Genomic DNA, 11144 nt, shown 5'->3' on the forward strand with positions numbered 1-11144 from the left:
CATCATTGCAGGTTTTATAATCGGAATCGGACTTGTCACAATCATCGGCGCACCATTGAGATACATTGTTTTAAGCGAAGCCAAGCCAACCGAAAGGGGTGCGGGCCAGGCAATAGTGAATATGCTTTCAAGTGCCGGTCAACTGATAGGAGGCGCTCTGATCGGTGGTGTGATTGCATCATTTTCAGGAATATGGGGTTATGAAATCAGCCTAATTATTGCATCGATAGTGGCGTTCATCGCATTCCTATTCACATTCAAGCTGAAGAGTCGTGACGAGCAAATCAAAACAATGAAAGAAAACCAATAGGGCTTAAAAGTCGAACAGTGTTTTCTGGGTGATTTTCTTGATTTTCAAATCATCATTGTCATAGAAGCGACTGTTCAAGTCTTTGATGATTTTATAATAGTCCTTCAGGTGCAGGATGTCCTTCAATATCCTGTAGCCCTCATACTTGGGAACGATTATCCTGTCGAAGTTGAAGGAATCCCATACAAGGTAATAATTCGAGATGATGATGTTCTTGCTTAATTTCTCCTGCAACAGTATCAGGTAATTGCAGATGCTTATGTGAAAGCCGCCATGGTTTTTCAAATCATCAATTCTCCATATTGGGTTGAGGTTCATGCAATAGTTCTTAAGCACATACTCCAGCATCTTGCGGTAATTCTCCTTATCATGGTAATGCTCTATCATCACCTGAGTGTTATAGGTGTAGTTTTTATGGTTCTTGTCCTCTATTGCCTTTTCGATATGCTTTTTAATGTATTCTATTGGTATTTTAGCTTCCTTTTTTCGATAATTGTCCATGTAATAGTCATTGAACTCATTGAAGTAATAGTAATCGGACAGGCAATCATTGAAAATGCGAATTCTTCTTTTCTTGTTCTTATAGAAGACTCTTGACTTTGAGGAGAGGTAATACTCACTGCCTATCAGATTGCTTTCAATTATCCTTTCCTCTATGCGTTTCCTTTTTCCTGAAGCCTTAAGGCCATGCTTTTTTAGAAGCTTTTTCAATGCCTTGGTGTTGTACTGCTTCAGCTGCTCGTTTATGAGGTTCTTATTGGTCCTGTTTAAAATGTACTTGTTTTCAACAAGATAATCCTTCAGGTAATCCTCAGACAAGCCATACTCATTGGCCACACCCCTTATGGCACCATCGATGCTGGCGTCACGCTTTAAAACAAGATAAATGAAATCGAAGGTGTACTGCAATTGGGACCTGTCATAATCCTTCGGCACATTGCCATCGTATATCAAGGAAAACTTTTCTCTATCGTCAAACATAGCTAATTATAGGTTTATTTAAAGTGATTATTAAAGTTAATGGGAAAAAAATAAGAAGAATTAATATGATTTCAGCAAATCATACAATTCAGGTATGGCTTTTTCGAACTTGACCCCATAGGTATGGTTCTCATCGCCAATGGTTTTTTCAATTGCCTTTTTGGTGAATTCACCGGCCACTTTAGCGGCTTGTGTTGGTGACTTGCCAACCATTACTGATCCGACAAAGCTTGAGGCGAAAACATCCCCCGTTCCGTGGGAAACGTAATCCACCCTGTCATTGTACACTATTTCGGTGGTTTCATCTTCCTTATCAAGAACAATCATTCCGCATTGGTGATTTTCATCCTCATATCCCTTTAGGATAACATGTTTTTTTGTGAATTCTGAAAGTTCCCCCGCCATTTCCTGCATCTCTTCTTTTGAAAAGTGTTCCTTCCATGGCTTGTGCAATAGGTAGCATGCTTCAGTGGTGTTCGGCAGGATATAATCTCCCAATTTGCATAATTCACCCATCTTATCTGCAAATTCCTGGTCAAAACCGTTGTAGAATTCACCGAAATCGGCCATTGCAGGATCAACGAAAACCAATCCATCGGGTTTCAGCCTTGAGTCTATAATGTCCTTAATGTAATCCAGCTGTTCTGCTGATGCGATGAATCCTGTGTAGATTGCATCAAAGAATATTTCCTCGCTTTCCCAATGTTTCCTGATTGCAGGGAGGTCTTCTGTTAAATCTCTAACCGTGTAATTGGTGAATCCTGATGTGTGTGTGGACAATACTGCTGATGGAAGTACTGCTGTTTCTATTCCAAAAGCGGAAATTACTGGTAGAGCTACTGTTATTGAACATTGCCCAAAACAGGAAATGTCCTGTATTGTTAATATTTTTATGTCTTCATTCATTTTTTTAACCTGAATCAATTTTTTATACTTTCCTTAAACATGTAATATTTAAGGCGTTTTTCTTATTTTAATTTGTCAGAAAATTTTTACAGAATAATCGCTTCAACTCTGCATTTATACTTTATGCAATGCATTATATAAAGATTTATAGCACTTAAATGTACATCTATGAGTAGTAACATCAATCGTAAAAACCACGTTAAAAAAAATCAATCCAATTGAGAGACCTGCCTCTACTCCAATAAAGTCAAAAGAAATAGGAAAAATTATAGATTGCTATCCATGAGCGTGAACATGAAATAAGAATTAGAAACCCTAATGCATAAAATTAAAGAGAGGCATGCATTTAATCATTTTAAAAATCTTAAACCTCATTTAAATTAAATGGAAAATCAAAATAATGATATTGAAAATGATCATTAAATATCGAAACATTCATTTAAAAATGAGATGACCTCCTCCCCTATAAGGGAGTAGTCCTCCTCATCATAATAATTCTCCTTTTGGGACTTATAGGACAAAATCTTCAAATCTGAAATATTGTCCCTCAACACGTTCTCATCGACAGGCTGGTTGAAGTAAATGCTGTCATCCGAATAGATGACCAATGTCTTGGCCTTGATGTTGGCCAACTTGTCGGTATTGTCATAATTAAGGAACGCACTGTTCCTGAAATTCAAATCATAAATGTCAAATGACAATCCCTCATCCACAAAATCATCAAGCAATGCCTCGATTTCATAATTTGCCAAGTTGTTCAATGTTTTTTCAGAAAAAAACTGTGCATACATTATTGTATTAATGGCAACCATGACATTTGTCAGGGAAGTGCTATAAGGATTGCTGTAATAATCATCATTGGATTCGATTATGGCTTCAAGACCCTTGGAAATGACGAATCGATATCCTGAAATTTTATAATCACTGTTGAAAAGCATTATGAACTTCATGTCATCCGGATATTCACACGCCCAGGTATATACCTCATAACCACCATTCTCCTCACCGATAATTCCGAAAATCTTTTCGATCTTGAAATTCTCCATTAGGAATTGCCTTTTGAAATTAACCATATCCTTAATGCTGTATTGTGGAAAATCGCTTTTCAAACCGGAAGTGGACGGCGAAAATGATCCAGGAACGCCAAGGGATGATATTATGATGAAAAAGAAATCATCAATGTTGAAATTGCCCTTGCTTTTCAGGTACTTATGTGACCCCTGCAGGATGGAGAACTCCCTCTCACGTGTCTGGCAGAACACTATCGCATTGGTGATATTACCTTCATTATCATATTTGGGAACTCCTGAAGTAGAATACTCTACAGGGATGTCTTCAAGAACCTTGCCATATTCCAGTTCAAATGATTCAAGGACAACTAGGTTTTTTTGAGGACTAATGTTTGTAGGTATCATATGTCATCTAATAATATTTTAATAATTTATCATATTTAAATTTAAATTAAACAATCATTATTGCAAAATACCAGTTTTTAAAAAATAAACAAAAGAACATAATCATGAAATCTTATAAGTCTTGAAATGAGCAACAGTTAAATCAATAATCATGAAAACAAGATTAACCAGGTGTCTAAAATATATTACATATTTTTGTATCCCATATAATTTGAGAAAAGCCCCCATCCCACAAATTATAGGCATCAAGTTCAAAAAGTATATTATAATTGACCGATATAAATTATAATATTAGATTATCGAATTGGATTAGATTATTATGAGCATAGGGAAACTGATTGGAAACACACCAATGATAAAAATCAATTATGAGTTTGAAGGAAAAACTGATTGCATTTACACAAAGCTTGAATACTACAACTATTCAGGAAGCATTAAAGACCGCATAGCATTGCACATCATAGAACAAGCAAGACAAAACGGTGATTTAGTAGACGGCCAAAGCATAGTTGAAGTCACAAGCGGAAACACCGGAATCTCATTCAGTGCAATCGGCGCCTACTACGGCCATGACGTCCACATCTTCATGCCCGATTGGGTGTCCCTTGAAAGAAGAAAGCTCATTGAAATGTACGGCGCCCATGTTCATCTAGTCTCCAAAGAGGAAGGAGGGTTTAAAAAGGCTCTAGAACTTGCAGAGGAATTTGCCCATAAAAACAATTCCTTCAGACCTCTCCAATTCGATAATGTCCTAAATCTCGAAGCCCAATACTCCACCACCGGTCAGGAAATAATCGACTCACTGCCTAGTGTCAATGCATTCGTTTCAGGTATCGGAACAGGGGGGACACTGATGGGCATCGGAATGAAACTAAAGGACAATAACCCCGACTCCAAAGTCTTCGCCCTTGAGCCATCCACATTATCAATCCTTAAGATGGGAATGTCAGAAGGAAGCCACATGATAGAGGGAATCGGTGACGACTTCATCCCTGGAATTGTTGATGAAGACCTGATTGATGACATTGTCCTAATCGATGATTTGGATGCGATAAACATGTCTAAAAGAATCGCCCGTGAATTTGGCTTGGGCATCGGAATATCCAGCGGAGCAAACTTTCTGGCAGGAGTGCTGGTGAATGATGATGACTTGACAGTGGCTACAGTTTTTGCTGATGACAACAAGAAGTACATTACCACCAAACTATCCGAAGCTGTTGATGATGATCCTGAATTATTGTCAAATAAGGTCAGGCTCATTGACTTTGAAATAATTGACTAAACCATGAACCATAACAAACGAGTATTCTATTTTGATGCATTGCGTGCAATGGCCATTATGGGGATTGTATTTTGCCATGCATCCGTATTCTTCTTAACTTTCGGAGTGGACAATGCTGATTTTTACAGTGTTGCTTTTTTCAATTGCCTTAGAGACTTTTCAATTCCAGTTTTTGTAATGCTCAGCGGAGCATTATTGTTGAATCGCAATGAATCCTTTAAGGCATTCTTCAAAAAGAGGCTGTCAAGGTTGCTGGTTCCATTCCTGTTCTGGGCATTGGTTTACATCATATACTCACACAACTACACCTTTTCCAACATCTGCAACATAATCTTCGGTCATTCCGGCGGTCTGGGAGTTACATTCTGGTTTGTTTGGATGATCATGTTAATGTATCTGGGCATCTTCATCATCAACAAGCTTATCAACCGTACAGGAGAGTCCATCATTTATGTTTTGACTGTTTTATCCTTGGCTTATTTCATTATTGTCAAGTTGGGTTTCAGCCCTTATCCTGACAGAATAGTCTATTTTGCCTCATTCATAGTCTATATCATTATCGGATACTTCATTGCTCATCATGACCTTGTAGGCTCAAGGGTTAATGGAAAGCATTTAGCCTTGTTGGGATTGGCGGTTTCTGTTGCACTGTACTTTTATTATATTTTAGGTTTTGTCGTTCCAAGGTCACAGCTCAGCGGAAGATTAATATGCTTGGGCTATTTCACCCCATTGCTGTTGATATTATCCGTTAACGTTTTCATATTCTTCAAGTATTCGGACAGGACAGGCATGATGGAAAGGATATCCAAGAGCAGGTTAGGTGAAATCATTACATTAATCAGCAAGTACAGCTTTGGGATTTATCTGGTTCACTATCTCATCATCGACATTATCAAGGTAAATTTTTTAGCTTATATTCATCATTACAATTCCTTTGTTGAAATCCTCCTGCTTTTCAGCACCACTTTAATTGTCAGTTTGGCCGTCTTGTTTGTTTTGGACAGGATTCCATTTATAAACAGGTTTTCAGGAACACACTAAATATTTTTAGGTATGCCTAAAAATTTATATATGATGTAGACAAATATCATATTGAATATACTTTGAGGAACAATTCTAATCAAAATAATGGAGGCAAAAATTATGATTATAGGAATTGAAAACCTAAAAGAAAAACAAAAAGAAGAAGAATCAGAATAAATGTACCAATAACATTTATTCACCTTACTATTTTTTTAAATCACTTAACCATTGCTGACATTATTGCTTTTCACTATTTCTGAAATTCTGATATTAGGATTCCTGTATCGCTATCTATTAAATTCTGTAAAGCGTAATATATAAAATTTTAGGACGAATTGATTGTCTTTTGGGAATACTCATAAAGCATCCTTTTAAACTTCCCAACATCCTCACTGGAGTAATCCTTAAAGAATTCCGCTTCCCACTCATACATGTTTTTAATAATCATGAAAACAGTGTTCTTGCCCTTAACGGTCAAGTTGATAATCTTGCGACTCTTGTTTCTCTCATCAGGAGTACGTGTAATATACTCATTTCTCTCCAATCTCTTGATAATCTGGGCAACATTTGACTCTGAAACAAACAGCAAGTCCGCCAAATCCCTCTGTGAACAATTCTGATGATAGAAAATGTTAATCAGATAAGTCAAATCAGTAGGATTCAAATCATCATATGCCCTTTTCAAGTAATCATTATGAAGCAAGTTAATATAAATCAATATACAATATAATTGGAGTGAAACTAATCCTCTCATCATCAAAATTCAAATCAGCCATAAATATCACCTAAAAACTTAAATTATCCACCGCACCAATCAACTCAAGCATATGGGTGTCCTTAACGTTCTGAGGCGCAAAACTGTACTCCTCAAAATAGAATGCCGGAACGCCATGCTCATTCAACGGCACTGTCAGAAACGGTCCGCTGGTGGTTGAATCCGGACTGTAATATGTGATGTTTTCACAGCCATTAGCCACCTCATCGGCATACCTGACCCCCAATCCCTCCTTAACCGGACTGAAAACAAATGTCTTGTAGTCATACGCTCCGATATTTGAGTGAACATCAATGGCCAAATCATAATCTCCATTGACTATTTCAGGATAAACGTATTTATAGGCAAGGTTCTGCCCGTTCTGCCTTCCAGGATTTTCATAATTGTCCAGGCCATCGCCATAATAACCCACTCCCTCAGTAACATTAATTATATACAAATCATAGGCATAATTTAGGTTACTCATGTTAGGCAAAAGATTCACCAGGGTTTCATGAGTCAGATGCTCCAATGGATGAACTCCGACAACGTAAGCTATTTTAACCTGTGAATCAGGATTTCCAATGTTTCTTATGATCTCAACACTTCCAGGATCATCACTGCTGTTTGCAAGGGTTTCGCGAACAGTTCCATTGGAATGCTGTTGACCAGAATCGCTTAAAAAACTATAGTTGATGATGAGCACGCTGAATATCAAGATTATAATCAATAAGCATGCAATTATTATCTTCTCCCTCTTAAGCATCACTCATCACCAGAATATTCTCATAAGTCGTAATGTATGTTATGCAGCTTGTACAGGCACACTGAACTGCTTGAAGGGAATGCATAAATCATGTAATCCAATTCCTCAAGAGTTATCTTCTTGTTTATGATGAAAGCGAACATGTTAGCCACGTTTTCAGCATCGGCAGCATATATTTCAGCGCCGACAATCTGCAAGTCCTTATCGACAATGACCTTGGCCTCGGCGGTTGTGTCATTCTTAAGCTCAAGGGAGTATGAGTTTCCATAGCGTATCTGGTGAACATCATACTCATCGCTTTTCTCTGCAACATAAGCAGGCACGCCAACTGTTGCTATGCGCGGAATGGTGTATGCGACTGCCGGAACAACCGGATATGTTATCTCATCTGCCTCGCCCAGCAATTCCTTTGCAAGGTATTTTGACTGGTGTATGGCCACAGTCACAAGCTTTGCAATTCCAGTGTCAGCCACATCTCCCACTGCGTAAATATTAGGCACACTGGTCTGCAGATGCCCATTTACTTTAATACCCTTACTGGTGTAGGTCAAACCGACGTTTTCAAGGCCGATATCCTCAACATTGGCTTCACGACCCATGGCGGCTATGACATAATCCCCAGTCAATGTCAGTCCGCTTTCACATTTCACTGTGAACCTGTTTTCATATGCCCTGTTGTCTATCTTGGCGTCAGGATCGCGCAAGTCATCATCGCTGTTCAATGCCTTTTCAACATTCAAGACCCTGGCCTCGGGGTCATCAATGACCACACTATCATCCTTGATTAGTTCAGTTACTGTTTCGTTAAAGTGGAATGTGATGTTTTTCTCCTTTAAAATCTCAATGACCTTCTGGACGTATGGCTGGTGGAAGTACTTCAAGGCCATGTTTCCTCTAATGATGACATCCGCAGTCAGTCCGGCCTCTGCAAGTATTGATGCGAATTCCATGCCGACAAAACCTGCACCTATGATGATTGCATGATTTGGAAGCTCTGAAATGTCAAGGAAATCAGTGCTGTCATGCAGGTACTCCCTGCCGGGAATGTCTGGGATGACTGGCTTTAATCCTGTGGCTATGACGATCTTATCGGTGGTGTATGTTTCATCGCCGACCTTGACTGTGTGCTCATCCACTATGACTCCCTTGCCATGGGCGACATCAAGGTCGTATTCCTCGAATTTGCCGTCAAGGAATGGTGCCATGTTGGCTATTCTTTTCCTTTTGAACTTCATCAGGCTAGGCCAGTCCACTTCAAAGTCACCTGCCTTGCCAACGCCCTCAAAGTTATCCGCCAACGCCTTTATCTCATATGGTGCATCTAAAAGTGCCTTGGAGTTGCATCCCCTGTTTGCACAGGTTCCTCCGTACAGGCTTTCCTCAACAATCAATATTTTAAGCCCTGCTTTTCTTAAAAACCTACCTCCTTGCCATGCGGCATTGCCGCTTCCTATATAAATTACATCATAATCCATAATAATTAAACCTCTGTTCCTATTAAAATTATTAATAATTTTGTTTAAAACAATATAAATTTTTAATCCCTTTTGGAGCAACATTTATAAGCTAGTGTCTTTTAACTATTAAACAATGAAGGACTATCTCTACATTGATTCGGATGATGATGCCCATCAGGCGAAATTCAAGGTGTCCAACACTCCCAGGATAGACCATCTTATAAATGAGAAGCGCTTTGAGGAGGCGCTGGTTGAAATAGAACAAGTGCTTAAAAGTGATGACGATTGCACCAACTGGAACCTCAAGGGAATAATACTAAATAATCTTGGAAGGCATGAAGAGGCAGTCGAATGCTTTGACAAGTCATTGGGTGTTGAGGATTCAAGTGAAATCCAATTGAACAAGGCAAATGCTTTATATGACTGGGCCAAGGTTACCTTTTTTCCTGAAGGCAACAATGACAAGGCTCTTCAGCTAATCAATAATGCCCTCGAAACATTGCCGGAAAGCGAGGATGCAAGCGAATACTATTTTTTGAAGGCTGAGATTCTTGAGGGTTTGGAGGAGCTTGCCGAATCACATAAAAACTATCTTATGGCCCATAAGGAGTTTGATCGATTGAAGGAATTTGAAAGGCAACTCGATTATCTTGAAAACACGAATGATACATTATTCGTCATTACAGGTTGCGGTTTTTACAATTTCACGCCTGAGCCTGGAATGACCGTCGATTTGGTCAGGGATGATGACAATGAGCATGACCCTGATGCTATTGCAGTAATGTTTGATAATAAAATAATCGGTTATGTTGCAAACAGTTCATATACTTTAATAGATAATGTTAAAAGCGCCAGTGAATTGAGGGAAATGATTGATGAAAATTCAAGGGGTACCATTTTATTTATACATTTGGGAGAATATGTCTTAACCAAGTTGACTCTTTTTTGAATTTTATGAATATTTTTAAAAAAAAGTTTAAATTTTATGAATATGTTTATAATTTTATATATAAAAATGTTATTTTACATAGATTACTGAATAAATTGTATATAAATATGCCATAAATGTACATACCTATTATATATACAATTAGACTAATAATAAATATATGGAAAGCACTAATGAGGATATTTACAAAATCGTAGGATATGTGATGGCCTCAGAATACAGAACAAACATTCTGAAAAGTATTGGAGAAAATATCAAGATACCATCTGTTATCGCAGAAGATATTGGACTTAGAACCAATCATGTATCCAATGTACTGAAAGATTTGAAAGAAAAAAATTTAGTTGTTTGCTTAAATGAAGAAGCAAAAAAGGGAAGATTATACAAGAACACTGAATTAGGACTCCAAATACTTGAATATATTTAATCTTCCTAATTTTCTTATTTTTAAAAAAATCATAGGTTCCTTGCAATCAAGTCAAACAATTCCTTAGTTTTACCGGTAGAGTCGCCCTCGCTGATGTCCTCAGGAATCTCATAAACGAATGTAGGATAACCCGCCTGTGCAATAGGCTTTGAAACCAGAACCGCAGATGTTGACTTGTAAGTCTCATTGCCAGTTACCGGATAATAGTTGAAATCACTGCTTGACTCTATGCTCCTTGCTATTTCAACGGAGGCATTATCCATTTCAGGAGTAGCCAGATAGAACCATTCTCCATACTCCGGAACATGAGAATGACTAATGACGACTGCATCCGCATCCGAGCTTGTAACATGAGGATTGACATAGTCATGAACCAGGCTTTCACCATTTGCCCTGCCTTCACTGTAATCCTGCGGATTGTCGGTTACAGTAACCTTATAATGCAGTATCTTCACATCATCATTTCCATACTCACGGGCGGCCTGTATTTCAGGCTCAATGGACAATACTTCCCTCGGATGAATTCCAGTGATGAGTGCAATGCATTTTGTGGCGTTTTCATTGCCGGAAATGCCGACCTCAACAGTGCCTATGCTGGTGTTGCCCAGTGTCTCGTATTTAATGTCGTTGACATGAGGGGTTTCAAGCATGATGACTCCCCCAATGACAATAATGCAAACAATTATCAATAGGATTTTAACGTTTCTTTTCAAGTCAACCACCCTGTTTTTAGTTAATCTTTTTAGGGGTCTGAATTTTTTTAATTCAAATCCCTTCTAATTTTCATTGTTTTTTAATTTTATCATGGTAATTGAGTGGTGTTTGTAAAAATACAATAGAATTTTTTGTAATTTTTAAAATAAGGTCAATA

At 38.1% G+C, this 11144-nt stretch carries 12 protein-coding genes; 5 read left to right on the plus strand and 7 right to left on the minus strand.

From position 1 onward, the window contains the following. On the plus strand, positions 1-310 hold a 310-nt coding region (locus QZU77_RS09185; RefSeq protein WP_295603353.1), incomplete at its 5' end, for an MFS transporter. A gap of 3 nt (positions 311-313) precedes the next feature. Here the strand turns inward: QZU77_RS09185 and QZU77_RS09190 are convergent. The 3 genes from QZU77_RS09190 to QZU77_RS09200 form a co-directional block, all read right to left on the minus strand. Then, positions 314-1291, minus strand: a complete 978-nt coding sequence (locus QZU77_RS09190; protein ID WP_295603355.1) for a hypothetical protein — start codon at positions 1289-1291, stop codon at positions 314-316. A gap of 60 nt (positions 1292-1351) precedes the next feature. Beyond that, the gene (locus QZU77_RS09195) at positions 1352-2197 is read right to left on the minus strand and encodes a pyridoxamine kinase (protein WP_295603357.1); all 846 of its coding nucleotides are present in this window, start codon (positions 2195-2197) and stop codon (positions 1352-1354) included. Between the two features lie 419 nt (positions 2198-2616). Continuing rightward, positions 2617-3612 carry an alpha/beta fold hydrolase gene (locus QZU77_RS09200; protein WP_295603360.1) on the minus strand — a complete coding sequence of 332 codons (996 nt, stop codon included), beginning with the start codon at positions 3610-3612 and terminating at the stop codon, positions 2617-2619. A gap of 319 nt (positions 3613-3931) precedes the next feature. On the opposite strand from QZU77_RS09200, the gene QZU77_RS09205 reads away from it, so the two are divergent. Beyond that, positions 3932-4894: a PLP-dependent cysteine synthase family protein gene (locus QZU77_RS09205; protein ID WP_295603362.1), complete on the plus strand. Its 963-nt coding sequence runs from the start codon at positions 3932-3934 to the stop codon at positions 4892-4894. A gap of 3 nt (positions 4895-4897) precedes the next feature. After that, the gene (locus QZU77_RS09210; RefSeq protein WP_295603364.1) at positions 4898-5938 is read left to right on the plus strand and encodes an acyltransferase; all 1041 of its coding nucleotides are present in this window, start codon (positions 4898-4900) and stop codon (positions 5936-5938) included. Positions 5939-6245: 307 nt separating this feature from the next. Here the strand turns inward: QZU77_RS09210 and QZU77_RS09215 are convergent, their stop codons facing one another. The 3 genes from QZU77_RS09215 to QZU77_RS09225 all read right to left on the minus strand — a co-directional run bounded on the left by QZU77_RS09215 (position 6246) and on the right by QZU77_RS09225 (position 8915). Then, positions 6246-6605, minus strand: coding sequence for a MarR family winged helix-turn-helix transcriptional regulator (locus QZU77_RS09215; protein ID WP_295603366.1), 360 nt, complete (start codon positions 6603-6605; stop codon positions 6246-6248). A gap of 100 nt (positions 6606-6705) precedes the next feature. Next, positions 6706-7440 carry a hypothetical protein gene (locus tag QZU77_RS09220; protein WP_295603367.1) on the minus strand — a complete coding sequence of 245 codons (735 nt, stop codon included), beginning with the start codon at positions 7438-7440 and terminating at the stop codon, positions 6706-6708. A gap of 20 nt (positions 7441-7460) precedes the next feature. After that, entirely contained in the window at positions 7461-8915 is a 1455-nt protein-coding gene (locus QZU77_RS09225; protein WP_295603369.1) for an NAD(P)/FAD-dependent oxidoreductase, read from the minus strand. A gap of 115 nt (positions 8916-9030) precedes the next feature. Here QZU77_RS09225 and QZU77_RS09230 point away from each other — a divergent pair, with 115 nt between their 5' ends. Both QZU77_RS09230 and QZU77_RS09235 read left to right on the plus strand, forming a co-directional pair. Beyond that, entirely contained in the window at positions 9031-9846 is an 816-nt protein-coding gene (locus QZU77_RS09230; protein ID WP_295603371.1) for a hypothetical protein, read from the plus strand. Positions 9847-10006: 160 nt separating this feature from the next. Beyond that, positions 10007-10273 (plus strand): transcriptional regulator, encoded by a 267-nt coding sequence (locus QZU77_RS09235; protein ID WP_295603373.1) that lies wholly within the window; start codon positions 10007-10009, stop codon positions 10271-10273. A 29-nt stretch (positions 10274-10302) separates the two neighbouring features. On the opposite strand, the gene QZU77_RS09240 is transcribed toward QZU77_RS09235, so the two are convergent. Further along, positions 10303-10986: a hypothetical protein gene (locus tag QZU77_RS09240; protein ID WP_295603375.1), complete on the minus strand. Its 684-nt coding sequence runs from the start codon at positions 10984-10986 to the stop codon at positions 10303-10305. Positions 10987-11144 lie beyond the last annotated feature (158 nt).

It is taken from the genome of uncultured Methanobrevibacter sp. (genome assembly GCF_902774605.1).
GTDB lineage: Archaea > Methanobacteriota > Methanobacteria > Methanobacteriales > Methanobacteriaceae > Methanocatella.

Excerpts from the sequence above, each read along its gene's own strand:
- QZU77_RS09200 (WP_295603360.1), bottom strand. The coding sequence starts at position 3,612 with ATGATACCTACAAACATTAGTCCTCAAAAAAACCTAGTTGTCCTTGAA.
- QZU77_RS09195 (WP_295603357.1), bottom strand. The coding sequence starts at position 2,197 with ATGAATGAAGACATAAAAATATTAACAATACAGGACATTTCCTGTTTT.
- QZU77_RS09235 (WP_295603373.1), top strand. The coding sequence starts at position 10,007 with ATGGAAAGCACTAATGAGGATATTTACAAAATCGTAGGATATGTGATG.
- QZU77_RS09230 (WP_295603371.1), top strand. The coding sequence starts at position 9,031 with ATGAAGGACTATCTCTACATTGATTCGGATGATGATGCCCATCAGGCG.
- QZU77_RS09220 (WP_295603367.1), bottom strand. The coding sequence starts at position 7,440 with ATGCTTAAGAGGGAGAAGATAATAATTGCATGCTTATTGATTATAATC.
- QZU77_RS09205 (WP_295603362.1), top strand. The coding sequence starts at position 3,932 with ATGAGCATAGGGAAACTGATTGGAAACACACCAATGATAAAAATCAAT.
- QZU77_RS09210 (WP_295603364.1), top strand. The coding sequence starts at position 4,898 with ATGAACCATAACAAACGAGTATTCTATTTTGATGCATTGCGTGCAATG.
- QZU77_RS09190 (WP_295603355.1), bottom strand. The coding sequence starts at position 1,291 with ATGTTTGACGATAGAGAAAAGTTTTCCTTGATATACGATGGCAATGTG.
- QZU77_RS09225 (WP_295603369.1), bottom strand. The coding sequence starts at position 8,915 with ATGGATTATGATGTAATTTATATAGGAAGCGGCAATGCCGCATGGCAA.